We start from the raw sequence: 26471 nt of genomic DNA, 5'->3' as shown, positions 1-26471 counted from the left end.
CGCGTATCCATTCCAGCCTCGGCGCGCGTTGTGGTCTGTGATCTGGTCTGCATTTCCGGACGCCGCTCGGCGCGGCCGCTGTTCATCCTCGAGTCGGCTTGCCCTCACTCCCTTTCACCCCGCGCCGTTATGCTTTCCCGCATGACTCGACTTCCCCTGTATTTCTTCAGCGCAACCGTCCTGCTGGCCTGCACCGGCGTCAGCCCGGTGGCCGATGCCCAGAACCTGGATGCGCAGCGCGCGCAGCTCAAAGCCGTCATCGACAACGCCGAGCGCGGCCAGTTCGACCCGGCCCAGGCGGCCGCATTGAGCCGGCACCCGCTGTATGGCTGGGTCGAATTCGCGAACCTGCGGCGCAACATCGACACCGTCAGCAATACGCAGGCCCAGGACTTCCTGAAGCGCTACAACGGCCAGGCCGTGGCCACCAGCTTCCGCAACGTGTGGCTGCCCGCGGTGGCGCGACGCCAGGATTGGCCGACGCTGCTGGCCAACTGGACCGACACCTCCAACGCTGGGCTGCGCTGTGCACAGCTCAACGCGCGCCAGGCCACCGGCAAAGCCGATGCGCAGTGGGTCAGCGAGGCGCAGGCGATCTGGCGCAGCACCGGCAAGTCGCTGCCCGATGCCTGTGACCCGGTCTTTGCCGTGCTTGATGCCAAGGGTGGGCTGAGCGCCGACCTGCGCTGGGCACGTATCGACGCGGCGGCCGATGAGCAGCAGCCTGCGGTGATGCGCAGTGCGGCGCGCGGGCTACCCGCGGCCGATCTGACCCTGGCCAACACGTATGCCGCCTTCGTCGACAAGCCCAACGCCAGCGCGCTGAACTGGCCACGCAATGAGCGCAGCCGGCGCATCGCCACCGATGGCCTGGCCAAGCTGGCCAAGGCCGATCCCGGGGCCACCGAACAGCAGTTGCCGCAGTACGCCGACGCCCTGCAGCTGAGCGCCGCGCAGCGCGCGCAGGTGCTGTACCAGATCGCGCTGTGGACGGTGGCCTCGTACGGTCCCGAGTCCGCCCGTCGCCTCAATGCGGTGCCCGAATCGGCGTACGACGAGCGCCTGCACGAATGGCGTGCGCGCGAAGCGCTGTCGCGCGGCGACTGGCCAGCCGCACTGACCGCGATCCGCAAGATGGGCCCGACCCAGCGCGCCGATTCGCGCTGGCGCTATTTCGAAGCGCGCATGCTGGACAAGACCGGCAAACGCAGCGAAGCGCAGGCCGCCTTCCGTGAGGCCGCCCGTGCGGCCACCTTCCATGGTTTCCTGGCCGCCGACCAGCTCGGCCAGAACTACACGCTGTGCCCGTGGGAACCCAACGACAGCGCCCAGGCGCAGGCGGCGGTCGCGCGCGACCCGGCGATCGTGCGCGCGATGGAACTGTTCAAGATCGAACGGGCGGGCTGGGCCGTGGCCGAGTGGAACGACGCCCTGAGCCGCTACGACAACACGCAGCGTCGCCTTGCCGTGGAAGTCGCCCGCGACAACGGCTGGTTCGACCGTGCGGTGTTCTCGCTCGGCAAGACCCCGGACGAGCAGCGCCTGTATTCGCTGCGCTTCCCGCTGCACCACGACGACAGCATCCGCCGCGAGTCCGCACGCAATGCCATCGATCCGGCCTGGGTGGCCGCGGAAATCCGCGCCGAGAGCATCTTCAACCCGAAGGCCCGCTCACCGGCCAACGCCATGGGCCTGATGCAGGTCCTGCCCGCCACCGGTGCGGCGGTGGCCAAGTCCATCGGTCTGACCAACTACGGGGGTGCCGCGAGCCTGTACGACGCCGATACCAACATCGCCATCGGCACGGCGTACCTGCGCCAGCTGATGAACAAGTACGACGGTCTGCCCTATGTCACCATCGCCGCCTACAACGCCGGCCCGACCCCGACCGCCCGCTGGCAGTCGCAGCGCCCAGGCTTCGATCCGGACATCTGGATCGAAACGATCAGCTACAAGGAAACCCGCGAGTACGTCGCTCGTATTCTGGCCTTCAGCGTGATCTACGACTGGCGCTTGAACGGTGACGCGCTGCCGGTGACCGACCGCATGAACGGCCGCCTGCAGGTCAAGCGCAAGACCTTCGCCTGCGCGGCCAACGCTGACAAGGGCGGGGATTGACCGGCGCCGGCATGCCAGCCGGCGCCGCAGAATCCGCACAACCGGTTGGCGTGGCCTTGGTCCACTGCGGCATCATGGGCACATGAAAATCTATCTGGTTGGCGGCGCCGTGCGCGACCGCCTCTTGCAGCATGCTCCCGGCGACCGTGACTGGGTCGTGGTCGGGGCTACCCAGGCGCAGATGGAAGCGCAGGGGTACAAGGCCGTGGGCCGCGATTTCCCGGTGTTCCTGCATCCCGACACCGGTGAGGAATACGCCCTGGCCCGCACCGAGCGCAAGTCCGGCCGCGGCTACCGCGGCTTCGTGGTCGATGCCGATCCCGCGGTGACGCTGGAGGAGGACCTGCAGCGTCGCGATTTCACCATCAACGCGATCGCCTGCGATGAAGCCACCGGTGCGTTGGTGGATCCGTATGGCGGCGTGCGTGATATCCAGCAGCGCGTGCTGCGCCACGTCGGCCCGGCCTTCGTCGAAGATCCCCTGCGGGTGCTGCGCGCGGCCCGCTTCATGGCGCGCTTCGCACCGCTGGGCTTCACCGTGGCCGACGAGACGATGGCGCTGATGCGGGAGGTCGCCGCCAGTGGCGAGCTCGATGCGCTGGTGCCTGAGCGCGTCTGGCAGGAGCTGCGTCGCGCGCTCGCCTCGGCGCGGCCGTCCGCCTTCCTGCGCACGTTGCATGACGCGCGTGCGCTTGGCGCGATCCTGCCGGAACTGGAGGCACTGTACGGCGTACCCCAGCGTGCGGAGTTCCATCCAGAAGTCGATACCGGCGTGCACCAGGAAATGGTGAGCGACATGGCCGCACAGCTGGCCCCCGGCGATGACCTGATCGGCTTTGCCGCGCTGACCCACGACCTCGGCAAAGGCCTGACCCCGCCGGCCGAATGGCCGCGTCACATCATGCATGAGCAGCGCGGCGTCGCCCCGCTGCGTGGGTTGGCCGAACGCCTGAAGGTCCCGGTCGATCACCGCCAACTGGCCGAAGCGGTCTGCCGAGATCATCTCAACGTGCACCGCATCGACGAACTGCGCGATGCCACCGTGCTGGAACTGCTCGGCCGCTGCGATGGGTTCCGCCGTCCCGAGCGCATCGCGCAGATCGCGCTGTGCTGCGAAGCCGACAAGCGCGGCCGGCTCGGCTTCGAGGACAGCGACTATCCGCAGGGTGAAACGCTCAAACGCCTGCACCAGGCGGCGCTGGCGGTGCAGGCGCGCGATCTGGATCTGAGCGGATTGAAGGGGCCGGCGGTGGGTGAGGCGCTGGCCAAAGCGCGGGTGAAGGCGATCAGCGCGGTGCGTACGCGCTGATCGATGCCAGCCCGTCGCAACATCACCAATCAAACCGCACGCCGATGTTCCCCTCGATGCTCTTGCGCTCCTTCTGATCGCTGCTTTCCAGATCGCGCGTGTAATCGGCCACCGCAAACGCACTGACATTGGCATTGAAGCGCGCGACCACACCGACACCGACTTCCAGCGCGCGGGCGGCCTGCTGATTGGTCAGGGCATTGGTGCCGAACGTGATGCGATCCTCGCCATCGAAGGTCTGCCAGTAATTCACTTTGAGGTACGGCTGCCAGCCATTGCCGGCGAGGTTGTAGTCGGCTGCCAGGCGCAGGCCGACGCGGCCGGTCCAGGCGTCTTCGTTGTCGTAGCTGATCGTGGAGATGCGGTCCGCGCTGTCATCCAGGGCACTGCGCTGCCAGATCACCTGGGCCTGCGGCTCCAGCCACCAGGCGGACTGCCCGAGCTGCAGCAGGGGCTTGCCGACCTCCAGTGACGCCGTGGTGCCATCGCCGCGCAGATCGATCCCAAGGCCGCGCGCCGACCACGCATTGCCGTCATAGCGGCTCTGCATGACCACGGCGTCCAGGTAACCGCCGGCACTGCCCACGCGGGTCCAGTACAGACCGACATGTTTGTCATCCAGGCGCGTGCGGCCCACCGCCACGTTGTCCCAGCCGATCGCGAAGCCGTTGACGTTGCCCTGCGCGCGGGTACGTCCGACGAACACACCGAACTGATTGCGCGCGTGATCATCGGCCGTTGCGTACAGATCCACACCGGCCTGGATGCCTTGGATGTCACCGTCGAAGCTGGGCTTGGCATCGCCTTCCCAATGCTGCTCATGGCTCTGCCCGATCATTCGCGCCCACGCCGCGCGGAACCCGCCCTGCCCGGCCAGCAGGCGCTGCTCGCCTTGGCGCTCGTGGAAGGTGCCCAGGCTGAGCAGGCTGGTCTCACGCAGCAGCGGCGGCACCACCGCGTAGGTGGCCGCCTCCACGCGGTACAACGGAACGATGTCGCCTTCGGCCGGCACAGCACCGGGTGTCGGCGGCACGGCCAGCGGACCCGGCACGGCGGCTGGCGTGGTCGGCACCGGCGGTGGCGTATCGGTTTGCGGGGGCGTCACCGGCGCCGGTTCGGGCGGCGGCGGTGGGGGGGCCGGTTCCGGCGCCAGCGGATCCGGGTTCTCCGGCAGATCCGGTGACGGTGGCGGCGTCAGCGCGGGCGGTGGTGCACCGGCATTCTCCGGCGGTGGCGGCGACGGTGTCACCGTGGGCACCCCCGGCGGCGCCGGCGACGGCGCGGGTGAGACGCCCGCCACCAGGGTCGAGCGCAGGTACCAGTTTTCACCGCTGCCCGCACTGACGCCGCCCTTGAACAGGAAGTACTCGAATGCGCCGGCCGTGATGGGGTTATAGAGCGCGAACGCGTTCTGCGTGGTACTGGCGCCGTTGATCGACTGCACCACCAGAATGCCGTCCGCCTGCGTCGCCGCCCCACCGCCACCGGCATTGAGGATGCCCAGCCCAGTGCTGCCGCTGGCCACACCATTGGAGATCACCAGTCGATCCGACGGCGCGCCGTCACCGGCCAGCACCGACTGCAGGTACACCCCGCCGTTGTTGCCGACGTAATTGCCTGCGATGGTGAACGCATCGCCCGGGCCGTTGCTGCCGTTGCTCAGATCGATACGGCCGGCATTGATCACATTGACCTGCTGGCCGGCAGTGAACGTGCGCACGTTGGCATTGAGGCCACCGGCAAACACCGTGCTGGTGCTGTCGACGTCCAGCGTACCGCCGCTGGTGGTGACGTCGGACAGCACCAGATCGCCATCGAACGTCAGCTGGCTGTCCTGGCGCAGGTTGATCTGCTCCCAGCCGGTGAAGCGCGAGACACCGCTGGTCTTGACGTTGTTCATCGTGAGCAGATCGGTGCCAAGCCCACCGGTGAACAGCGGAATCGCGCCGAGATGGCTGTTGTTGAGGTTGGACAGCGTGGCGACGTCATTGCCCTCGCCCATGTCCACCGTGCCGTACACCACCCCGCCACCGGACCAGTCCAGCCGATCGTTGCCGGTGCTGGCGCGGATCTCACCGCGCACCGTGCCGCCGGTGATGGTGATGGAATCATCGCCACCGCTGACGCTGATGTTGCCGCCGATGTAGCCTTCGGAGAGGATGATGGTGTCGTTGCCGAAGCCGGTGACAAGGTTGCCCTCGATCGTGCCACCGGACATGTCGAAGGTGTTGTTCTCCAGCTTCATGTTGACCCGGCCGATGCGCCCGCCGGTCATCTCGGCATAGTCGCCGTCGTCGAAGCCGCCGATGATCTGGCCGCCGGTCATGCGGAAACGGTCAGTGCCATCACCCTGCAGCAGCGCACCGATGGTGCCGCCGGTCATCACGAACACATCCTGGCCACCGCCCTGCTGCACCGCGCCGGTGATGGTGCCGCCACTGATCTCCATCACGTCAACACCATCGCCCTGGTCGACGCTGTCGATGACACCACCGCGTACCACCAGGGTGTCGTTGCCGGCGCCCTGCGCGACACCACCGCGGATGCTGCCGGCCAGCATGTCCAGCCGATCATTGCCAACGCCGAATACGATGCCGCCCGTACTGCCGCTGATCACCCCACGATTGATCACGGTGGAGGCGGCATCCAGCTGCAGGCCACGCCCGGCCACCGCGATGATGCTGCCGTCGTTGGTGATCAGATGACCACCGCCGCCCGGCTGCAACGTGATCGCCGTGCCGCTGGTCGGTGCGAGCTGTGCATTGCCGAGGACGTTGATGGTGATATTGGTGCTGCCCGCCGCCCCCGTAACCGGCACCGTGTCTGGATTGGGCAGCTGGTTGGAGCAGGTCACGGTCTGGCCAGTGGTCGGCACTGGGTTGTCACACCCCGCCCAGGCCGGGAAGGCCCCGGCAATCAACACAGTGCCCAGCGCACTTCGTCGGCCGACCTGCAGCAGGTGCGATATCTGGACAGCCAGCAACGGTCGTGCCGGCCAAACAAGCGTCTGGCGCATGTACCTTTCCTGTTCAGCAGAAGGGGGACAGCAACGGCCCAGTGCTTTTACGGATGACCGGCGTAGGTACTTTTACTGTGCCGCCGTGATGCGAAGGTAAAAAACCGATGCCTTCATATCTTCAGGTAGAGGCGCCGGCGATCCAGCACCCACACAACGCCCCACCAGAGCGCGACGAAGCCCACCGCACACATCAGCGAGGCCAACATCGGAGCCTGCGGTACCACAGGCTCCAGTGCATGGAACGCCCAAGCCCAGACGCCTGTCGCGCCCAGGACCAGCGCCATTGCCGAGGACCCAAGGTAAGCGGCGATTGCATTCACCCCGAAGCGGCGGCCCAGTGCGGGCATACCCCAGCAGTCGATCAACAGGTGCGCCAGCAGCAGCGCGACCACGGACAGGCCACCGGTCCAGAGCACGAAGCTCGGCGTCCAGAGCTGTTTGTTCAGGGGCAGCCACAGCGTGGCCAGACCACCGACGGCCAGACAGGCCAGCGCCAGGGTGGCCAGGCGGACCGATTGGCCGGCACGCAGCCACGCACCCGCGCGCAGACCGAGCAACGTAGTGGCAATCGCCCCGAGGCTGCTCAGCAGGCCTTCCGGATCATGACCCAGGCCGGTGAGCGCGGAGTACTTATAGAGGAACGGGGCGAACAGCGCGGTATCCAGGCGGCTGGCTGGATTGACCCATGGCGCCAGCGAATGGGCAGAAAGAAGGATGCCCGCATAGGCCGCCAGCAATCCCATGATCACCACCCATTGCGTCCGCGCCTGTGTGTAGACCGCCAGCACACCGACCACCGCCACGCACAGGGCGATCCGCTGCAGCACGCCCCACAGGCGATACGCGGGCAGCTCGAACAGCCACCACGCCATCAGGTGCAGCAGCGCGCCGGCGATCAGGATGCGCAGCGCGCGTTGCAGTACCCCACGCACCAGCGCCGGACGCGTGGCCCGCTCGCCCGCGCGCGGGGCCAGGCTGAAGGCCATCGAGACGCCTGCGATGAACAGGAACAGCGGGAAGATCAGGTCGGTCGGGGTGAAGCCATGCCAGTCCGCGTGCAGCAGCGGCGCGTAGACATGGCTCCAGTCGCCGGGGTTGTTGACCAGCAGCATCGCCGCGACGGTCAGGCCGCGCAGTGCATCGATCGACCCCATCCGCCCCGACGGCGCGGCACTCATACGTCTTCGCGCTGCCCGGCGATCCAGGTGCTGCGCACCTGCAGCGCGTCATCGAGCAGCACCAGATCGGCATGATGGCCCTCGGCGATGTGCCCGTAGCGGTCATCCAGATTCAGGAACTGCGCAGGATAGGTCGACGCCATGCGCGCCGCTTCGGCCAACGACACGCCCAGCAGCTGCACGCTGTTGCGCACCGCCGTGGCCATGTCCAGCGCCGAGCCGGCCAGCGAGCCGGCAGCATTGCGCACCACCCCGTCCACCGCAGTGATGACCTCGCCGTACAGTTCGTAACTTGGGTCTGCCGCACCCACCGGCGGCATCGCATCGGTGACCAGCATGACCTTGCCGCGCGGCTTGGTCGCCAGCGCCACACGCAGGCTGGCCGGGTGCACATGCACACCGTCGGCAATGATGCCGACCCAGCTGTCGCGGTCTTCCAGTGCAGCGCCGACCGCGCCCGGCTCGCGCCCGGTCAGCGGTGACATCGCGTTGTACAGATGGGTGAAGCCGCGGATACCGGCCTCCAGGCCGGCACGCGCCTCTTCGTAACTGGCGGCGGTATGACCTGCCGCCACCACCACGCCGCGTTCCACCAGCGCGCGGATGCTCTCCAGCGGCACCCGCTCGGGCGCCAGCGTGAGCAGGGTGACGCCGTTGTCCAGCGAGGCGGCCAAGGCAATCTCGGCGGCATCGGGCACGCGGAACTTGTTCGCGTCATGCGTGCCCTTGCGCGCCGGGGCGATGTACGGGCCTTCCAGATGGATGCCGAGTACGCCTGGCACGCCCTCGCTGATCGCCTGGCGGGTCGCGGTGATGGCCGCGCGCATCACCTGCACGTCGTCGCTGATCAGAGTCGGCAGCAGACCGGTGGTGCCGAAGCGGCGGTGCGCCTGGGCCAGCGTGCGCAGCGTGGCGACATCCGGGCTGTTGTTGAACAGCACGCCGCCACCGCCATTGACCTGCGCATCGATGAAGCCGGGCAGCAACCAGCCGCCGCCCAGGTCCACCTGCTCATCGGCCTGGCCGAGCATGGGCGCGGCATCGGAGATGAGCGCGGTGATCCGGCCGCTTTCGATCACGATCGCCAGGTCGTCGCGGAAGTCGTCGCCGGCCAGGATGCGGGCATTGCGCAGAACGGTTTTCATCAGACGGTTTCCGTCACCTTGTTCAGATGCGGCGGCAGGTCCGGGTTGTGGCCACGGCGCAGCGCCAGCGCATTGATCGCGCGGTAGAAGCTCTGGATGGTCAGCAGCGGCGCGCACGCCGGGTGGGGCGCGACCGGCAGCGGCAGATCCCCACCGACATCGGCCAGCCACACCTGCGCATCGCGCGCGGCGAACTCGCTCAGCACCGCGCGGGTGCCGGCGCCGGTTTCATCCGGCTGGGCGAAGGCCAGCACCGGGAAGCCCGGGCCGACCAGCGCCATCGGGCCGTGCTTGACCTCGGCCGAGCTGTAGGCCTCGGCGTGCAGGCCACAGGTTTCCTTGAACTTCAGCGCCGCTTCCTGCGCCGCCGCCAGGCCGAGGCCACGGCCGAGCACGAACAGATTGTGGGCCGGCACCAGGCCATCCGTCAGCGACGACCAGTCGCTGTTCCAGGCCTCGCGCAGCGCATCGGGCAGCGCGCGCAGCGAGGCGATCAGCCCCACATCCTGGGTCCAGTACGCCACCAGCTGCAGGATCGCCGACAGCGAGGCCAGGTAGCTCTTGGTCGCCGCCACGCTGCGCTCGGCACCGGCGCCGAGCGGGATGACCGTCTCGGCCAGCTGCGCCAGCGGCGAATCCTCGACATTCACCAGCGCCACCACGCGTGCACCGGCCGCACGCGCGGCCTCGGCATTGCGCAGCAGGTCCGGGCTCTTGCCCGACTGCGAGATCACGATGTACAGCGCGCCGCGCAGCTTCAGGGGTGCTTCGTAGACCGAGCCCACCGAGGGCGACGCCGAGGCGGTGACCAGCCCGAGGCGCGTTTCCAGCAGGTACTTGGCATAGGTGGCGGCGTGGTCGGAACTGCCGCGCGCGCAGGTCACCACGAACGGCGGCGGTGCCGCGCGCAGGCTGGCGGCCAGCGTCTCCACGGCCACCTGGTTGCGCGCGAACTGCGCGGCGATCACATCGGCAGCCTCGGCGGCTTCGCGGTACATCAGGGTGTCGTGGGGGGCAGGCAGGGACATGGGAACTCAGGTCGTTTCAGGAGAGGGAAGCCGTGCACCCTGCGGGCGCATCGGCGCGGTGGAACCACGCACGACCAGCTGCGGCACGAAGCCCTGGTTCTGCAGCTGCAGCGGCGCGTCGTCGTAGGCATCGCTACGCAGCTGCGCGATCAGCAGGCGCGCGGCATGCCGGGCGATGTCTTCGGTGGCCTGCTTGGCGGTGGTCAGCGGCGGCCAGGACTGGCGCGAGAACGGACTGTCCTCGAAACCGGCGATGGACAGGTCGTAGGGCACGTTCATGCCGGTGGATTTGGCGGCCGCGAGCACGCCGGCGGCGATCTCATCGTTGGAACCGAAGATCGCGGTGGGCGGTTCGCGCAGCGCCAGCAGGCGGCGCGCGCCGCGGAAGCCATCATCGAAGGTGTAATCGCCCTGCACCACCAGGTGCTTGTCGATTGTCATGCCGTAGTCGCGCAGCGCCGCTTCATAGCCGGCATAGCGCTCACCGCTGGAGCGGTGCGAGGTGCCGCCCCAGAGGAAGCCGATCCGCTGGTGGCCCAGCTGGATCAGGTGCTCGGTGATCTCGTAGGCGGCCTCGCGGTCGTCGACGAACACACAGGCGCCGTCCTCCGGATCGGCGGTGGCGGCGATGATGCGCACCAGTTTGATCCCGCGGGCGGTGAGCGCGGCCACCAGATCCTTGCGCTCGGACATCGGCGCGGTCAGCACCAGCCCGGCCAAGCGCGAACGCTGCACCCAGTCGGCCAGTTCCTCGGCGAGCATCGGCGAGCTGGAATCGCAGGGATGGATCTGCAAGCCGAACCCGGTCTCGCGGCACGCGGCAAGCACGCCGTTCTGCACGCCGATGATGTGGTACGGGTTGGGGTTGTCGTAGACCAGCCCGACCACCAGCGTGGTGCCGGTGCGCAGGTTGCGCGCGGCCGGATCGGGCTCGTAGTCCAGCTCGGCGATCGCGCGCAGCACCCGTGCACGGGTGGCCTGCATCACCGACGGCTCGTTGTTGATGACCCGCGAGACTGTCTTCAGCGATACCTTGGCCCGTTCGGCGACATCCTTGATGGTCGCTCTACGCATCGTTTTTCCCTGGCTGACCGGTTGAGCGTCCATGATCGCCGATCACTGCCCGTCGCGGGACAGCCCGACCCGGTGGCCGCGCATCGAATAGAACAGGATGTACAGGTAGCAGGGCACCATCAGGCCGGCGAACACCCACTGGAAGTCGAAGTGCTGCTTGAGCACGGCAAACAGCTGGGGAATGATCGCGCCACCGGCGATGGCCATCACCAGCAGCGCCGAGCCGGTCTCGGTGAAGCGGCCCAGGCCGCGGATCGCCAGCGGGAAGATCGCCGGCCACATCATCGCGTTGGCAAAGCCCAGCGCGGCCACGAAGCCTACCGAGACATAGCCGCGGGTCAGCAGCGCGCCGATGCAGAACAGCACGCCCAGCACTGCCGAAATGCTCAGGTAGCGCGATTGCGTCACCAGGTGCGGAATCAGCGCCAGGCCCACCACGTAACCCGACAGCATGAATGCCAGGGTGATCGAGGTGAACATCTTGGTCTGGTCCAACGGCAGGTCGAAGCCGTGGCCGTAAGTGCCGATCGCATCGCCGGCCATCACTTCCACGCCGACGTACACGAACAGGCACAGCACGCCCAGCCACAGGTGCGGGAACTGGAAGATGCTGGTGCGCTCGGCCACCCCGGGCGCGCGGGCCGGCGTAGCATTGGCTTCAGCGGTCTTCAGCTCGGGCAGCGGCGAGAACAGCACCGCGACCGCGAGCACCACCAGCAGCCCGGCCATGGCCATGTACGGCAGCTGGATCTTGGCGGCGAAGTCATTGAGCAGCACCGTCTTGGCAGCCGCATCGGCGACCTTCACCTGGGCGTCCAGATCGCCGATGCCATGCAGCACCAGCGTGCCGATCAGCACCGGGGCCAGCATGCCGGCGATCTTGTTGCAGATGCCCATCAGCGCGATGCGCCGGGCCGCGGTCTCGATCGGGCCGAGGATGCTGATGTACGGGTTGACCGCTGTCTGCAGCAGGGCCAACCCGCTGCCGATCACGAACAGGCCACTGAGCGCGCCCGGGTACCAGCGCTGCTGGGCAAAGTGCGCGAACACCACCGCGCCGGCCGCCATCACCAGCAGGCTCAGGCTCAAGCCTTTCTTCATGCCGGTGCGCTTGAGAATCCACGAGGCCGGCAGGGCGAGGAAGAAATACGACAGGTAGAAGACCATCAGCACCAGGAAGGCGCCGACCTCGTCCAGCTCGAAGGCCAGTTTGACGAAGGTGATCAGCGGGCCGTTGAGCCAGGTGAAGAAGCCGATCAGGAAGAACAGCACGCCGATGATCAGGATCGAGGTAAGCACGCTCGAACGCGCGGAGGCAGCAGGCACGGCAGACATCAAGAAGGCTCCTGCATCGACGGCGCGCGATGCGGCGTCGGAAGAGTGGCTGGGAACAACGTTGTCACATTTATTCGTCGCCGCTGCCGGGTTTGTCAACAACTGGTTTGACGGGCGTCCGGTGAAAACCGCGTGCTGCATCTGCGCAAAAACCCGGTATGGCTCGCCGGACGGGAGCTGGACGCCTGTTTCCAAGCCGTTTGCAAAAACATGACGGCCGTTGGGTGAAAACGTTTTCCTGCGGCATGGCCCGTTGCGGCGCAGCATCGAAAGTCCGAGGTTATCGTTGACATCGTTGTCAGAACGATTACAGACTCCGCCTCAATCGCCGGGCCAGCCCTGGCCATGCCCAACCGATGGAGTCCGTGTGACCAACGCCGCCCACGCTGTACCGGCCCATGCCCCGCCCGCCGCGACGCCGCCGTTCCTGGCCGCCGACGTGGGTGGCACGCATGTCCGGGTTGGCCGGGTCCAGGCCAGCGCCGATCCGGCCCATCCGGTGGAGCTGCTGGACTACCGCAAATTCCGCAATGCGGATTACGCCGGCCTCAGCGCGATCCTGTCCGACTTCCTGGCCGATGGCCCACGCCCGGCGCACTGCGTGGTCGCCACTGCGGGCTATGCACGTGAAGACGGCACGGTGATCACCGCCAACCTGCCCTGGCCGCTGTCGGCGCGGCAGATCGAGCGTGAGGTCGGCCTGGACCAGGTGTACATCGTCAATGACTTCGAGGCGGTGGCCTATGCCGCCGCCCAGGTCGATGCCAGCGGCGTGCTGCAGCTGACCGGCCCGGCCACCGCCCCGCGCGGCCCGACCCTGGTGGTCGGCCCCGGCACCGGCCTCGGCGCGGCGGTGTGGATCCCGACCGCGCATGGCGCGGTGGTCCTGGCCACCGAAGCCGGCCAGCCGACCCTGGCCACCACCACCGAACTGGAAATGGCGATCGTGCGGCAGATGCTGCGCGACCGGTCGCATGTCTCGGTCGAGCAGGCGCTGTCCGGCCCCGGCCTGATGAATCTGTACCGCGCTCTGTGCGCGTTGAACGGCCAAGCGCCGACGCTGACCACGCCCGATGCGATCACCGCCGCTGCCATGGCCGACCACGACCCGCTCGCGAAGCAGAGCCTGGAGGTGTTCTGCGGCCTGCTCGGCAGCACGATCGGCGACATGGCGCTGCAGTACGGCGTCACCGGTGGGGTCTACCTGGCCGGCGGCATCCTGCCGCAGATCCGCGATTTCCTGTTGAACAGCACCTTCGTCGAGCGGTACCTCAACAAGGGGCCGATGCGCGAGGCGCTGGAACGTATTCCCGTGAAGGTGGTCGAGCACGGGCAGCTGGGCGTCATCGGCGCCGCCAGCTGGTACCTGGGACAGAGGGACCACCCGAACGCCTGACGGCGCACAGGGCAAGGCAATACGCAGTACGTAGCACCCATGGCGCACCCCGTTCAGGGCGCGCGGCAAAGTCGTACCAGACGCAAGAAGACACGCCGTCGCCGGCGAACCATCGGATTGATGAGGAGAGACATCATGAACCACCGCAAGAGTCTGCTTTCGGCAGCCATTTTCAGCTGTCTGGTGTTCGGCGCGCAGGCGCAGGAAACCTCGACCACCCCCACCGACCTGGATACGGTCAGCGTCGTCGGCATCCGCGCGAGCCTGGAAAAGTCGCTGGATACCAAGCGCAACAACGTCACCATCTCCGAGGCGATCACCGCCGAGGACATCGGCAAGTTCCCCAGCACCAATGTGGCCGAGGCGCTCTCGCAGCTGCCAGGCATCTCGCTGGACCGTCGCTTCGGCCAGGGTGAGCGGGTCAGCATCGATGGCACCGACCCCAGCCTCAACCTGTCCTTCCTGGATGGCCATCCGGTGGCGCAGGCGATCTGGCTGTACGGCGAACAGCCCAACCGCGGCTTCGACTACACCCTGCTCTCGCCGCTGATCCTGGGCCGCATGGAGGTCATCAAGTCCTCCGAAGCACGTCTGACCGAAGGCAGCCTGGGCGGCACCATCCTGATGCACACCCGCCAGCCGCTGGACATGCGCGCCAATGAAGTGGCCGCTTCGATCGGCTACAGCTACAGCGACCAGGCCAGCAAGGGCAAGCCGAACGCCTCGGCGATCTACAGCTGGAAGAACGACGAGGAAACCTTCGGCATCAACGTGGCCGCGCAGCACTATGAAGAGCGCGTGGACCGCCAGGGCATGGAAGTATTCGGGTACGCCAAGGCCTCCACCTTCACCAATGCGCCGGGCGTGGACCCGAACGCGGATGTGCCCAACTCGGTCAATGCGGCCTGGTTCCAGCAGGACCGCAAGCGCGACAGCGCCGTAGTCAATCTGCAGTTCAAGCCCACCGACGAGCTCGAGTTCAACCTGAGCGGCCTGTACATCAAGGAGAACTTCGACAACTACAACCAGTCGATGTACTCCTTCCTGACCTGGAATCCCGGCACCGTCGGTGCAGTGAACCAGCTCGGCGATGTGCGCAATGGCGTGGTCAACAGCGGCCACTCCAATGCCAGCGCCACCGCCAACAGCGGCACGGTGATCTACGACAACAACGTGCGCGAATCGGAAGTCACCACCAAGGGCCTGGATCTGCGCGGCGCCTGGAAAGGCGAGAGCTGGGGCATCAGCGGCCAGGCCGGCCAGAGCAAGTCCGAGAACAAGGAACTGGCCCAGTACTTCATCGAACCGTTCTACAACGGTGGTTTCAGCTGGAACCTGGACAACGGCATCACCTTCGACAACCCCGATGCGGCCCGCAACCCGGCCAACTGGGGCTCGGCCGGTGGCTGGTTCGGCAACAACGGCATCTTCTCCACCGACAGCAAGGACACCTACGCGCAGCTGGACTTCAATGTGCAGTTCGACAGCATCTTCAACCAGCTGCAGTTCGGCGTGCGCCACGGCAAGCATGAAGAGAGCTTCGATCTGAACGTGTATGGCGGCGTGCGTCCGGGCACCCTGGCCGACGTCGGCACCATCGGGTTGACCGACATCCAGGGCTTCGCCGATGGCCAGGGCCGTCATGTCCAGGTCGGCCGCGACAACGTGCTGAACTGGGTCAAGGGCAGCCCGCTGGACTTCGCCAACCCGGATCCGGCCAGCTACCTCAACAACAGCTGGGCGCTGGAGCAGACCAACAACGCCGCCTACGCGCAGTTGAACTTCTCCAACGGCCCGGTGCGCGGCAACGTCGGTGTGCGCTACGTGGACTCCAAGACCGCCGGCAGCGGCTTCGTCTACGGCGGCACCCCCACCCTGACCGATCTGGACAGCAAGTGGCAGACCCAGACCAAGAAGGAAGACTTCCTGCTGCCCTCGGTCAACCTGGTCTACGACACCGACAGCGACTGGGTGTTCCGCTTCGGCGCCAGCAAGGTCATCGCCTGGGCACCGTACAACCAGATGGTGAACAACACCTTCCTCAACGACACCACCCTCACCGGCAGTGGCGGCAACGCAGCCCTGTCGCCGTATGAGTCCTGGAACTACAACCTGTCGGCCGAGTATTATTTCGCGCCGCAGTCGGTGGTGGCCTGGTCGCTGTTCTACAAGAAGATCGACAACTACATCGATACCAGCGCCGTCACCGAGCGCCAGTACAACTCGATCCGCGATACCTCGCCGGCCACCTGGGCCAACATCGTGGGCACCAACGGCTGTGCGGCCGACGGCTACTGCGACTACAGCATCCAGCGTCCGCGCAACGCCGGCAGCGGCCACGTCAAGGGCTTCAACCTCAGCTACCAGCAGCCCTTCGGTGAGAGCGGCTTCGGCCTGACCGCCAACTACACCTACGCCAACGGTGAGAACAACTCCGGCGATGCGCTGCCTTACCAGTCGCGCAACTCGGTCGCGTTCAGCCCGTACTACGAGAAGGGCCCGATCAACGCCCGCCTGACCTACAACTGGCGTGACAGCTACCTGGCCGGCGGCTACGTCGCAGGCTCGGCACCGGCCAGCGTGGACGACTACGCCGAGCTGGGCGCCAGCTTCGGCTACACCTTCAACGAAAACTGGTCGGTCACCGTCGACGCCCAGAACCTGCTCGATGAAGAGTACTTCCAGTACCTGGGCGACAAGGATCACCTGGCCTCGCGTTACAAGAGCGGCCGCCGCTACATGGCGACCCTGCACTTCAAGTTCTGATTGCCTTGGCACTATGCTGAATGCCTGATACGGGCCCGGATCTCCGGGCCCGTTTTCACAGGTGGAACCCGATTCGCTACAAAGGAATGACCCGATGCACACCCGCACCCGTCGTACCTCGCTGTCGCTGCTGTCCTTCGCACTGGCACTCTCCCTCGCACCGCTGGCCCAGGCCGCCGACGCACAGGCACCGGCTGGCCCGAAGGCCCTGCCCGGTTCGCTGATGGTGATCCCCGCGCCCGCCAAGGTCGATCGCATCGACGGCGCCGGCTACACCGTGACCGCCGCCACGCCGGTCCGTGCACAGGGCCAGGCCGCCCAGCGCGTCGCCACGCAGTTCGCCACCCTGCTGCGCGACAGCGGTGGCCCGGCGGTGACGGTCGGCGAAGGGCGCGGCAAGGACGGCATCCGCTTCATCCTCGATGCCGCGCTCAGGACCGGCGCCGAAGGCTACCAGCTGCGTTCTGACGCGCGTGGCGCGACCGTGCAGGCCGCCACCGAAGCCGGCCTGTTCTACGGTGCGGCCACGCTCTCGCAGCTGCTTACCGGCGGCAGCGATGGCAAACTTCCAGCGCTGCGTATCGACGATGCCCCCCGTTTCAGCTGGCGTGGCCTGATGCTGGATTCGGCCCGCCACTTCCAGAGCCTGGATGAGATCAAGCAGGTCCTGGATGCAATGGCCGAGCAGAAGCTCAACACCTTTCATTGGCATCTCACCGATGACCAGGGCTGGCGCATGGAGATCAAGCGCTACCCGAAACTGACCGGCATCGGCAGCTGCCGCATTCCGGCCGGCGATGGCGGCCGCGATCCGGTCACCGGTGCCGAGCGCCCGTACTGCGGCTTCTATACGCAGGACCAGATCCGCGAGGTGATCGCGTATGCCGCCGCGCGCCATATCCAGGTCATTCCTGAAATCGACGTGCCCGGCCACGCCACCGCAGCGATCGCGGCCTACCCGGAACTCGGCACGATCGAGACCCCGCTCAAGCCGCTGAGCGAATGGGGCGTGTTCCCGAACCTGTTCAACACGGAAGACAGCACCCTCGAATTCCTCGAGAACGTGCTGGAAGAAGTCATCGCGTTGTTCCCGGCCACGTACGTGCACGTGGGTGGCGACGAAGCGGTCAAGGACCAGTGGGAGGCCTCCGCACGGGTGCAGGCACGCATGCGCGAGCTGGGCGCCGGCGATGAGATGGAGATGCAGAGCCACATCATCAAGCGCCTGGAGACCTTCCTGGAACAACACGACCGGCGCCTGATCGGCTGGGATGAAATCCTCGAGGGCGGGCTGCCGCCGGAAGCCACGGTGATGTCCTGGCGCGGTACCGAGGGCGGCCTCAAGGCCGCCAGCGAAGGCCACGACGTGGTCATGTCGCCGGTGACCGACATGTACATGGACTACCTGCAGACCAACTCGCCGAACGAACCGCCGGGCCGCCCGGCGGCGATTCCGCTGGCGCGCGTGTACGGCTTCGAGCCGGTGCCGGACGCGCTGGCCAAGGACAAGCAGCATCACATCCTCGGCCTGCAGGCCAACATGTTCACCGAACACACGCGCAGCTACGCACGCCTGCAGCACAACCTGTTCCCGCGCCTGTCCGCCGTGGCCGAGACTGGCTGGTCGCCGCGCGAGCGCCGCGACTATGCGGATTTCCTGGCGCGCCTGCCAGCGCAGCTGCAGCGTTACCAGGCGATGGGCATCGCGTATGCGCAGACGCCCTTCCAGGTGGAATTGGACAGCCATGACGACCGCAGCGCCGGCACCGCAACGCTGGCCCTGCGCACCCCACTCGGCTACGACATCCACTACAGCGTGGACGGCAGCGCGGTCACCGCGCAGTCACCGCGCTACACCGCCCCGCTGCAGCAGCCGCTGCCGGTGGCGCTGCAGGCCGCCACGTTCTTCAATGGTCAGGCACTGGCCAAGGCGGCCAGCCGCTTCGACATCACCGTCGCGTCGCTGCTGTCGCGGACCGACGAACATCTCGCGCAGTGCCCGGGCGACGGCCAGCTGCTGCTGCGCCTGGAAGATGACGGACCGGCCGATGGCGAGCGCGCGATCTTCAACGTGGACATCTTCAACCCGTGCTGGTTGTGGAAGGACGCGGCTGTGGACGGCATTGCCAGCGTCCGCATTCGCGCCGGGCGGATCCCGTACTACTTCCAGCTCGCCCATGATGAGCCGAACCGGCGCTTCGCGCCCAAGCGCAGCGCGCATGGGGAAATGGACATCCTCGGCGGCCAGTGCGATGGCAAGCCGCTGGCCAGCGTGAAGCTGCCGGCCGCACCAGGTGCCGATGGGTTCATCACACTGGAGGCGGCGCTGCCGCGCTCGCTCAAGGGCAGCCAGAATCTGTGCGTGCGCTTCACCGGCGATACCCGGCCGACGATGTGGGTGCTGGATGAGATGACGCTGTTGCCGCGGTAATTGGGGCACCGGGGTGCCGGCCAGCGGCCGGCACTACCGATCGTGCGTCGCCGGCGTCACACGCATCAACCGCGCAGGCGCACCAGCAGATCGCGCAACGGGGTGAACACGATCGCCATGCCGGCCAGCGCGTCCATCGGGTCGGCCATGCGGTTGACGGTCAAGGCACCCTGCGCGAATTCGATGCCGATCCCCAGTGCGACCAGGCCGACTGCGGCCCAGATCAGCGCCGCGCGGCGCTGGTAAATCTGCACCGCGGATGCGGCCAGCAGGAAGTAGGCGAGGAAGTGCTCGACCTTGTCGCTGTTCTCCGGCAACGGGATCGGCGGCGGCGGGATCAGGCAGACCACGATGGTGCCCATTACCGCCAACCACCACAGCGCCAGCCAGAACCGCGGCCAGCGCAGCGGCTTCAACACGGGTGTCGCCGCCACCTTACAGACGCCAGGTCAGATCGCCGAGTTCGAAGGCGGCTTCGAAATCGACATCGCGCTGGAAGCCCATCACCTGGAAGCGCTCGCCCATCTCGGTCGGCAGCGTCAGCTTTTTCACCTGATCGCGCAGGCGTACGCGGCCGATCTCGTCGGTGCGCGCATCGGCTTTTTCCAGCAGCGTATCCAGTCCGTTGCCGAGCAGGAAACTGGCCTGCGTGCAGTAACCGGCCAGTTCGAATCCGGCACCGGTGCCCGACTCGGCCAATGCGGTGAAATCCACCGAGGCGGTCAGGTCCTGCAGGCCCGGCCAGCGGTACAGATCATTGTGCACGTGGTGGCGATAGAACGCGCGCACCGTGCCGTCGTCGCGGTCGTCCTGGTAATACTCGTTGCGGGGGTAGCCGTAATCGACGAACAGCATCGCGCCGCGCTTCAGGCCGCCGGCAATCGCCTGGATCCAGTACGGCAGCTGCGGCAGCAGCTCGGAGCGGTAACCGTCGGCGAAGGGCTGCTCGCGATAGCGCTCGACGTGCCGGACCGCCGCCGTGAGCATCGCATCGGCCGGCTGCGCGCCACGCACGAAGGCGCCCTGCGCATCCAGCTCGACGGTTTCCTCGTACACCATGCCGTCACGCGCGAGAAAGCGCGGCGTCGGCAAGGCATCGATCACTTCATTGGCGAAGACCATGCCGTCCCAGTCGTCGTCGAACGGGCGGTCCAGCCACTCCACCAGGGCGAACACCGGCGGGATCAGCGCCTTCTCCAGACGCTCGCGCTGACGCTCGCGCAGGTCCGCGCTGGGCTCCAGGATGGCGTAACGCTCGGGAAGCGCGTCCAGTTCCAGCATGCGCTTGAGCAGCACTTCGGCGAACGCACCGCTACCGCCGCCGACCTCCATGAAACGCGCTTCCGGGCCGAGCTGCTGCATCACCGGGGCGATCGCGTTGGCCAGGGTCGCGGCGAACAGCGCGCCGATTTCCGGGGAGGTGGTGAAATCGCCGGCGGCACCGAACTTGCTGGCGCCGGCGCTGTAATAGCCCCAACCGGGGGTATACAGGCTCAGCTCCATGAAACGGGAGAACGGCATCGCACCGCCGTTGGCGAGGATTTCAGCGCGCAGCGCCGCAGCCAGCTCGTCGCTGTGGGCCAGGGCGTCGGATTCGGGGGGGGGCAGTGGGGAATGCATGGCGCGGGCGATTGCGGTGACAATGCACAGCATAGCCTGAGCAGGGAGTACCCCCGATGACCGATACCGCGCCCGTGGCGCTGATCACCGGCAGCGCGCGCCGGATCGGCGCGGCCATCGCCCGCCAGTTCCACGCCTGTGGCTGGTCGGTGGTGCTGCATGCCCACACCTCCACCACCGAGCTGCAGCAGATGGCCTTCGACATGGACATGCTGCGGCCGGGCAGCGTGCTGGCCCTGCAGGCGGATCTGCGCGATGCCGATGCCCTGCCCGACCTGATCGACCAGACCGTGGCCCAGTTCGGCCGGCTGGACACGCTGGTCAACAACGCCTCCAACTTCTACCCCACCCTGCTCGGCCAGATCACCGCCGCGCAGTGGGACGACCTGTTCGCGGTCAATGCGCGCGCGCCGCTGCTGCTGGCCCAGGCCGCCGCGCCGCACCTGCGCCGCCAGCAGGGCAGCATCGTCAACCTGACCGATCTGCACGGCACCCAGCCGATGCGCGATCACCCGGTGTACGCGGCCGCCAAGGCCGCGCTGGAAATGGTCACCCGCTCGCTGGCGCTGGAACTGGCGCCCAAGGTGCGGGTCAACGCGGTCGCCCCTGGGGCCATCCTGTGGCCGGAACAGGGCAAGGACGATTTCGCCCGGCAGGCGCTGCTGGCGCGCACGCCGCTGGCCCGCACCGGCACGGTGGAGGAGATCGCCGAGGCGGTGTACTGGCTGGCCACCGAGGCCGCGTTCGTCACCGGGCACACGCTGCGCGTGGATGGTGGGCGGACGTTGTCGTAAACGCCGATTGCACTACCCGGCGCCTGATTACCCGGGCACCAGCTCCATCGTGTCGAACGGCTCGCCGAACTGCCGATGGGCGCGCCACAGCGCCTCCAGGGTCAGCCCGCTGACCGGGTCGCGGAAGTCCGGCGCGATATCGGCCAGCGGCTTGAGCACGAACGCGTGCTTGAGCTCCGGGCGCGGGATGCGCAGATGGCCGGGGCCTTCCACGATCAGGTCGCCGTAGAACACCACATCGATGTCCAGCGTGCGGTCACTGAAGCGCGGGCCGCTGCGGTCACGCCCGTGGGCATCCTCCAGCGCGTGCAGCCAGTCATCCAGCGTCTGCAGCGGCAGATCGGTCTCGATCGCCACGGCGTTGTTGAGGAAGTCCGGCCCGTCGAAGCCGACCGCAGCGGTGCGGTAGGCCGGCGAGACCGCGATCGCGCCGAAGCGCGCGCGCAGCGCCTCCACCGCGGCGTGAAGGTGCTGTTGCGGCTGCAGGTTGCTGCCCAGGCTCAGGAGCGCAGTGGTCATGGTATTCAGCGTACGTGGGGCGAATCCACACGGGGCCAACAGGGCCAGCGCATAGAATCGGGGTGCACATCATAGGACACCGACATGACCTATTGCGTCGGCATCGAGGTGGACGAAGGCCTGGTCTTCGCCGCCGACACCCGCACCAACGCCTCGCTGGACGATGTCCGCGTGCACCGCAAGCTGCACGAGTTCGAATTTCCCGGTGAAGCCGCCTTCGTCATCATGGCCGCGGGCAACCTGGCGACCACCCAGCTGCTGATCTCGCGCCTGCGCCGCGATGTGGAGGAACACCGCCCGGAGAACCTTCGCGCCTACCGGCATCTGTTCGAGGTGGCCGAGTACGTGGGCCGCGTGCTGCTCGACAGCCAGGTCAAATCCAGCACGCATGAGGCGGGCCAGGATGGCATCGTGACCCAGGCCACGTTGATCCTGGGCGGCCAGATCGGCGGCGAGCACCCCGGGATGTACATGATCTATCCGCTCGGCAATGCGATCGCGGCCTCGCCGGAGACCCCCTTCCTGCAGATCGGCGAGTCCAAGTACGGCAAGCCGATCCTGGACCGCATCCTGCGCCCGCAGACCCGCCTGGAAGACGCGGCGCGCACCGCCATCGTGTCCCTGGATTCGACCATCCGCTCCAACCTGTCGGTGGGGCTGCCGGTGGATCTGGTGCTGATCCGCAGGGATGACCTGCGGATCACCCAGCGCATGCGCCTGGCCGGTGACAGCCCGTTGTACGCGGAGATCCACGGCAGCTGGTCGCACAAGCTCGAACAGGCCGTCGCCAGCCTGCCGCCGTTCCCGTGGGAAGCCTGATCAGGCGGTCTGCAGCGCTTCGGCGACTGAACGGAACACCTGCTGCATCTCCAGCGGCTTGCGCAGCACATGCACGTTGATGCCGGGCGGAAATACCGCCAGCGGCACGGTGACGTCGGCTTCTTCCAGCACCAGGGCCGGGCCGCGGTAGCCCAGCGTGGCCATCTCACCCAGCAGATGGCTGGCCGAGAGCAGCTTGGAGCCGGCATCAGCGATCACCAGGGCCGGCATGCTCTCCTGTTGCATCCAGCGCAGCGCCGCGGCGCCATCGGAGGCCAGCTGCAGGTGATAGCCCTGGCTGGACAGCGCGTTACCCAACAACGACAGCCGCGTGGCTTCGCCATCCACCACCAGGATCGACTGCCCCGCACCGGCGATGGTCGGCGCGTCCAGGGTGTCGGCTGCATCGGCCACCGCCTGCATCGGCAGCAGCACCTCGAAGCGCGTGCCCACCCCCGGCGTGCTGTCCACCTGGATGGTGCCGTGCGCACCTTCGACGATGCGCTTGCAGGAAATCAGGCCGAGCCCGGTGCCGGTCGCCTTGGTGGTGAAGAACGGATTGAAGAGATTGGAGAGCGTCTGCGCATCCATGCCGATGCCTTCGTCGGACACCGTGATCTGCAGCCAGTCCTCGCCCTGGGTATCGGCGGCGGCCGCCGCGCGCAGCGTCAGCCGGCCACCATCGGGCATCGCCTGGATGCCGTTCAAGGACAGATTGAGCAGGACCTGCTGCAGCTCGGTGTAGTTGGCATCCACCGCCAGGCCTTCGGCCACCTCCAGATGCAGGGTGACCTTGGCCGGCAGGTTGCTGCGCAGGAGCAGCTCCACGCCTTCGAACAGATGGACCAGGCAGATGTGTTCGCTTGTATTTCGCGAGCCGCGCACGAAAGACAGCATCGATTCGGCCATCTCATGGCCGCGTCGACCGCACTCGGCGATGATGTCGGCCAGATGGTGCAGCTGCGGATCGTCGGTCCGGGCCTTGAGCAGGTCCGGCATGATCAGCAGCGGTTGCAGGATGTTGCGCAGGTCGTGGCTCAGGCCGGCCGCCAGCAGCGACAGGCTTTCCAGGCGCTGCGCGCGCATCAGCTCGGCTTCCACCCGCTGGCGGTCGATCGCGCTGCGCGCTTCGCGCACCGCACGCGCCACCGCCGAGGGCAGGCGCGCCGGCTGGTGCTTGATGATGTAATCGTTGGCGCCCTGGTGCAGGGCGGCCACGGCGTTTTCCTCACCCATCGTGCCGGACACGAAGATGAAGGGCACCTCCGGCAACGCCGCGCGCACGATCTGCAGCGCTTCATTGCCGGAGAAGCCGGGCATGCTCAGGTCCGACAGCACGATGTCCGGCGCGGCGCGCTCCAGCGCCTCACGCAGTTCCTGCGCGCTCTCGACCCGCTCGAAGCTGGCCTCAAGACCAGCGTCGAGCATCTGCTCGCACATCAGTTCGGCGTCTTCCGGCGAATCCTCGATCAGCAGGATCCGCAGGGCACCCAACGCAGGGCCGGTCAGCGGCATGGCCTTACTCGACCTCCGGTGCCTGGTTGATCAAACCCCAGAACTTGCCCAGGGTCTGCACCGCGCCGAAGAACTGGTCCACGTCCACCGGCTTGACGACATAGGCGTTGACGCCCATGTCCCAGCTGCGCGCCAGATCGCTCTCCTCGCGCGAGGAGGACAGGATCACCACCGGCAGCCGCTTGAGCTCTTCGGTGTTGCGGATTTCCTTGAGCACTTCCAGGCCGTCCATGCGCGGCATCTTGATGTCCAGCAGCAGCACGGCCGGCAGGCCTTCATCGCGGTTGGCGTACGCGCCGCGACGCAGCAGGTAGTCCATCGTTTCCACGCCATCTTCAACGTGCACGATCGGATTGGCCAGGCGGGCTTCCTTCAGGGCGTCGATCGCCATCTCGGCGTCGGCAGGGCTGTCCTCGGCGAGGAGGATGGTACGGAGAGCGGTCATGCGGCGGAGCCCTTGTTGATCGCGTCGAGCGCGGGGGGAAGTGAGAAGTGGAACGTGGCGCCCCGGTCGACCGCCGACTCGGCCCAGATACGGCCGCCGTGGCGGGTCAACACGCGGCGGACACTGGCCAGGCCGATGCCCGTTCCCGGGTAATCGCTGGCTTTGTGCAGTCGCTGGAACACCCCGAACAACTTGCCGGCGTAGGCCATGTCGAAGCCTGCGCCGTTGTCGCGGACGGTGAACAGGTGGCTGCCGTCGGGCTGCAGTTTGTAGTCCACCTCGATCCGGGCCGGCTCGCGGTTGGAAGAATACTTGATCGCGTTACCGAGCAGATTCAGCCAGACCTGGCGCATCATGTTTTCGTCGGAGACGATGATCGGCAGCGGCGCGATCTTCCAGTCCACGTGGTGCGGCACGCCGCTGCCCTCGGACTCGCTCTGCTGGTTGGCATCGAGCATGGCGCGGGTATCGGCCACCAGCGACTGCATGTCCACCGCCTGCAGCCGCATGGCGGCCCGGCCAAGCCGCGAGTAGACCAGCAGGTCGTCGATCAGGGCGGCCATGCGCCGGGCCGAATTGGAGATGACCCCCAGGTAATGCAGGGATTTTTCGTCCGCATCCTCGCCCAGGTGACGGGTCAGCTTGTCCGAGAAACCCGCCACATGGCGCAGCGGCGCGCGCAGGTCGTGCGAGACCGAGTAGCTGAAGGCTTCCAGTTCGCGGTTGACCTCGGAGACCTGCTCGACCTTGCCTTCCAGCTGACGGTTCAGCTCTTCCACCCGCAGCTGCACGGCGCGCTGCACGGTGACGTCGCTGACCGTCATCAGCACGACCTCGTCGTCCTTGTCCGGCAGCGGCATGCGCCGCGCATTGATCAGCATGATCCGCACCACATCATCGGCGGTGCGCTGTTCGTGTTCGTAATCCCACAGCTCGCGGCCGCGCAGCAGCACATCGGTCAGGCGCTGGCGGACCACCGCATCGGCCCAGGCACCCTCGCCGATGCTGTCCAGCGCCAGGCCTTCAGCCGAGGCGTCTTCGTCCAGGCCGTACAGTTCGGCGAACGCCGGGTTGTGCATCTGCACGCGCAGGCTGCGATCAAGCAGTACGATCGGCTCGCGCACGGTATGCAGCACCGAGGCGGCGCGGCCGGCCGAGCGCAGGGAGGCACGCTCAGCGGTCAGGCGATGACGGATCTGCCGGTGCAGCAGCCACAACACCAGGCCCAGCAGGAGCAGCTGCACTACCAGCGCCGACCAGGACACCAGTTCGCCCTGCCGCTGCTGTGCGGCGAACAAGGCCGAGCGCTTCTTGAGCAGGCGCTCTTCGCTGGCCTGCAGGTCTTCCACCAGGTTGCGGATCGGGTAGCGGGAGGTCAGATCGGCCACCAGCTGGCGCTGATCGTCATTCGGCGAGGAACGCGCCAGTTGCTTGGCCAACTCGATACGGCGCTCCAGCATCGACTGGATGCGACCGATCCGGAGCAGCTGCTCGGGGTTGTCGCGGGTCAGTTCGGCCAACCGCTCAAGCCGGTCGGAAAGATCGTCGCCCCGGGCCACGCGTTCGCGCAGCCCCGGCGAATCGATACCCTTGGACATCGTCAACGCCGCCGACTCCACATCCAGCACATCGGCCTGGAGCTGGTACACCGCGACACCGACCTCCTGGGTGTGGGTGACCCAATTCATGGCATCGACGTTGTCGTCGGCCAATTTGCGCAGGGTCAGCCAAGGCACCACGATGATGGCCACGGCCGCCAGGGCCAATGCCGGCAATCGCCAGCGGTCCCAGATTTGATCACTGAACACCAGCGCCATAGTCCCTCTTCAGCTCGGTGCCATCGACGACCCGACGCACCCGGGAGGCCCGGCAGTGCGCTGCCCACCGGCGATGGCGAAGCGGTGAATATACTCCACCCGTTTGTGAATACGGGGCGGAACAAAAAAAGCGCGCCCGAAGG

At 67.1% G+C, this 26471-nt stretch carries 20 protein-coding genes; 8 read left to right on the top strand and 12 right to left on the bottom strand.

The features are described from left to right. The first annotated feature begins 129 nt into the window (after positions 1–129). Positions 130–2118 (top strand): transglycosylase SLT domain-containing protein, encoded by a 1989-nt coding sequence (locus ACWV8V_RS14550; protein WP_455900057.1) that lies wholly within the window; start codon positions 130–132, stop codon positions 2116–2118. An 82-nt stretch (positions 2119–2200) separates the two neighbouring features. Then, positions 2201–3427 carry a multifunctional CCA addition/repair protein gene (locus ACWV8V_RS14545; RefSeq protein WP_455900056.1) on the top strand — a complete coding sequence of 409 codons (1227 nt, stop codon included), beginning with the start codon at positions 2201–2203 and terminating at the stop codon, positions 3425–3427. Between the two features lie 22 nt (positions 3428–3449). On the opposite strand, the gene ACWV8V_RS14540 is transcribed toward ACWV8V_RS14545, so the two are convergent. From ACWV8V_RS14540 to ACWV8V_RS14515, 6 genes are all read right to left on the bottom strand, one after another. Continuing rightward, entirely contained in the window at positions 3450–6443 is a 2994-nt protein-coding gene (locus tag ACWV8V_RS14540; RefSeq protein WP_455900055.1) for an autotransporter family protein, read from the bottom strand. Between the two features lie 113 nt (positions 6444–6556). After that, a complete protein-coding gene (locus tag ACWV8V_RS14535; protein ID WP_455900054.1) occupies positions 6557–7624 on the bottom strand; it encodes an acyltransferase family protein in 1068 nt (355 codons plus the stop codon). Continuing rightward, positions 7621–8769, bottom strand: coding sequence for an N-acetylglucosamine-6-phosphate deacetylase (gene nagA / locus ACWV8V_RS14530; protein WP_455900053.1), 1149 nt, complete (start codon positions 8767–8769; stop codon positions 7621–7623). The genes ACWV8V_RS14535 and nagA overlap by 4 nt, the downstream gene beginning before the upstream one ends. Further along, positions 8769–9797, bottom strand: a complete 1029-nt coding sequence (locus tag ACWV8V_RS14525; protein ID WP_259259108.1) for an SIS domain-containing protein — start codon at positions 9795–9797, stop codon at positions 8769–8771. The genes nagA and ACWV8V_RS14525 overlap by 1 nt, the downstream gene beginning before the upstream one ends. Positions 9798–9803: 6 nt before the next feature. Then, positions 9804–10871, bottom strand: coding sequence for a LacI family DNA-binding transcriptional regulator (locus tag ACWV8V_RS14520; protein WP_019186013.1), 1068 nt, complete (start codon positions 10869–10871; stop codon positions 9804–9806). A gap of 42 nt (positions 10872–10913) precedes the next feature. Then, positions 10914–12206, bottom strand: a complete 1293-nt coding sequence (locus ACWV8V_RS14515; protein ID WP_455900052.1) for a sugar MFS transporter — start codon at positions 12204–12206, stop codon at positions 10914–10916. On the opposite strand from ACWV8V_RS14515, the gene ACWV8V_RS14510 reads away from it, so the two are divergent. The 4 genes from ACWV8V_RS14510 (at position 12148) to ACWV8V_RS14495 (ending at position 18799) form a co-directional block, all read left to right on the top strand. Further along, positions 12148–12420, top strand: coding sequence for a hypothetical protein (locus ACWV8V_RS14510; protein WP_455900134.1), 273 nt, complete (start codon positions 12148–12150; stop codon positions 12418–12420). The two genes, ACWV8V_RS14515 and ACWV8V_RS14510, sit on opposite strands and share 59 nt — an antisense overlap. Before the next feature lie 153 nt (positions 12421–12573). Further along, a complete protein-coding gene (locus ACWV8V_RS14505; RefSeq protein WP_346468922.1) occupies positions 12574–13602 on the top strand; it encodes a glucokinase family protein in 1029 nt (342 codons plus the stop codon). Positions 13603–13737: 135 nt separating this feature from the next. Next, complete coding sequence (locus ACWV8V_RS14500; RefSeq protein WP_455900051.1) at positions 13738–16368, top strand: TonB-dependent receptor; 2631 nt, start codon at positions 13738–13740, stop codon at positions 16366–16368. Positions 16369–16462: 94 nt separating this feature from the next. Further along, positions 16463–18799: a family 20 glycosylhydrolase gene (locus ACWV8V_RS14495; RefSeq protein WP_455900050.1), complete on the top strand. Its 2337-nt coding sequence runs from the start codon at positions 16463–16465 to the stop codon at positions 18797–18799. A 65-nt stretch (positions 18800–18864) separates the two neighbouring features. On the opposite strand, the gene ACWV8V_RS14490 is transcribed toward ACWV8V_RS14495, so the two are convergent. Then, positions 18865–19233, bottom strand: a complete 369-nt coding sequence (locus tag ACWV8V_RS14490) for a VanZ family protein (RefSeq protein WP_455900049.1) — start codon at positions 19231–19233, stop codon at positions 18865–18867. 1 nt (position 19234) lies between these two features. Then, positions 19235–20419: a class I SAM-dependent methyltransferase gene (locus ACWV8V_RS14485; protein WP_455900048.1), complete on the bottom strand. Its 1185-nt coding sequence runs from the start codon at positions 20417–20419 to the stop codon at positions 19235–19237. Positions 20420–20475: 56 nt separating this feature from the next. Between ACWV8V_RS14485 and ACWV8V_RS14480 the strand changes: the two genes are divergently transcribed. Beyond that, on the top strand, positions 20476–21213 hold the full coding sequence (locus ACWV8V_RS14480) for a pteridine reductase (protein WP_265308913.1): 738 nt from the start codon (positions 20476–20478) through the stop codon (positions 21211–21213). 27 nt (positions 21214–21240) lie between these two features. Here ACWV8V_RS14480 and folK read toward each other — a convergent pair whose 3' ends face one another. Continuing rightward, a complete protein-coding gene (gene folK, locus ACWV8V_RS14475) occupies positions 21241–21732 on the bottom strand; it encodes a 2-amino-4-hydroxy-6-hydroxymethyldihydropteridine diphosphokinase (protein WP_259259098.1) in 492 nt (163 codons plus the stop codon). Positions 21733–21816: 84 nt separating this feature from the next. Here folK and ACWV8V_RS14470 point away from each other — a divergent pair, with 84 nt between their 5' ends. Then, on the top strand, positions 21817–22551 hold the full coding sequence (locus tag ACWV8V_RS14470) for a 20S proteasome subunit A/B (RefSeq protein WP_259259097.1): 735 nt from the start codon (positions 21817–21819) through the stop codon (positions 22549–22551). On the opposite strand, the gene ACWV8V_RS14465 is transcribed toward ACWV8V_RS14470, so the two are convergent. Genes ACWV8V_RS14465 through ACWV8V_RS14455 form a run of 3 tightly spaced genes read right to left on the bottom strand, consistent with a single transcriptional unit; the run spans position 22552 to position 26328 of the window. Beyond that, the gene (locus tag ACWV8V_RS14465) at positions 22552–24066 is read right to left on the bottom strand and encodes an ATP-binding protein (RefSeq protein WP_455900047.1); all 1515 of its coding nucleotides are present in this window, start codon (positions 24064–24066) and stop codon (positions 22552–22554) included. A 4-nt stretch (positions 24067–24070) separates the two neighbouring features. Further along, complete coding sequence (locus tag ACWV8V_RS14460; RefSeq protein ID WP_259259095.1) at positions 24071–24511, bottom strand: response regulator; 441 nt, start codon at positions 24509–24511, stop codon at positions 24071–24073. After that, complete coding sequence (locus ACWV8V_RS14455; protein ID WP_259259094.1) at positions 24508–26328, bottom strand: sensor histidine kinase; 1821 nt, start codon at positions 26326–26328, stop codon at positions 24508–24510. Before ACWV8V_RS14455 ends, ACWV8V_RS14460 begins: the two co-directional genes overlap by 4 nt. Between the last annotated feature and the right edge of the window lie 143 nt (positions 26329–26471).

The organism is Stenotrophomonas sp. Ker107b (assembly GCF_053847245.1).
The sequence above is the reverse complement of the archived record's forward strand: the minus strand, read 5'-3'. Positions and strand labels throughout refer to the sequence as shown.

Coding starts and splice junctions, on each gene's coding strand:
- ACWV8V_RS14550 (WP_455900057.1), top strand. CDS start 130: ATGCTTTCCCGCATGACTCGACTTCCCCTGTATTTCTTCAGCGCAACC.
- ACWV8V_RS14545 (WP_455900056.1), top strand. CDS start 2,201: ATGAAAATCTATCTGGTTGGCGGCGCCGTGCGCGACCGCCTCTTGCAG.
- ACWV8V_RS14540 (WP_455900055.1), bottom strand. CDS start 6,443: ATGCGCCAGACGCTTGTTTGGCCGGCACGACCGTTGCTGGCTGTCCAG.
- ACWV8V_RS14535 (WP_455900054.1), bottom strand. CDS start 7,624: ATGAGTGCCGCGCCGTCGGGGCGGATGGGGTCGATCGATGCACTGCGC.
- nagA (WP_455900053.1), bottom strand. CDS start 8,769: ATGAAAACCGTTCTGCGCAATGCCCGCATCCTGGCCGGCGACGACTTC.
- ACWV8V_RS14525 (WP_259259108.1), bottom strand. CDS start 9,797: ATGTCCCTGCCTGCCCCCCACGACACCCTGATGTACCGCGAAGCCGCC.
- ACWV8V_RS14520 (WP_019186013.1), bottom strand. CDS start 10,871: ATGCGTAGAGCGACCATCAAGGATGTCGCCGAACGGGCCAAGGTATCG.
- ACWV8V_RS14510 (WP_455900134.1), top strand. CDS start 12,148: ATGATCAGGATCGAGGTAAGCACGCTCGAACGCGCGGAGGCAGCAGGC.
- ACWV8V_RS14515 (WP_455900052.1), bottom strand. CDS start 12,206: ATGTCTGCCGTGCCTGCTGCCTCCGCGCGTTCGAGCGTGCTTACCTCG.
- ACWV8V_RS14500 (WP_455900051.1), top strand. CDS start 13,738: ATGAACCACCGCAAGAGTCTGCTTTCGGCAGCCATTTTCAGCTGTCTG.
- ACWV8V_RS14495 (WP_455900050.1), top strand. CDS start 16,463: ATGCACACCCGCACCCGTCGTACCTCGCTGTCGCTGCTGTCCTTCGCA.
- ACWV8V_RS14485 (WP_455900048.1), bottom strand. CDS start 20,419: ATGCATTCCCCACTGCCCCCCCCCGAATCCGACGCCCTGGCCCACAGC.
- ACWV8V_RS14480 (WP_265308913.1), top strand. CDS start 20,476: ATGACCGATACCGCGCCCGTGGCGCTGATCACCGGCAGCGCGCGCCGG.
- folK (WP_259259098.1), bottom strand. CDS start 21,732: ATGACCACTGCGCTCCTGAGCCTGGGCAGCAACCTGCAGCCGCAACAG.
- ACWV8V_RS14470 (WP_259259097.1), top strand. CDS start 21,817: ATGACCTATTGCGTCGGCATCGAGGTGGACGAAGGCCTGGTCTTCGCC.
- ACWV8V_RS14465 (WP_455900047.1), bottom strand. CDS start 24,066: ATGCCGCTGACCGGCCCTGCGTTGGGTGCCCTGCGGATCCTGCTGATC.
- ACWV8V_RS14460 (WP_259259095.1), bottom strand. CDS start 24,511: ATGACCGCTCTCCGTACCATCCTCCTCGCCGAGGACAGCCCTGCCGAC.
- ACWV8V_RS14455 (WP_259259094.1), bottom strand. CDS start 26,328: ATGGCGCTGGTGTTCAGTGATCAAATCTGGGACCGCTGGCGATTGCCG.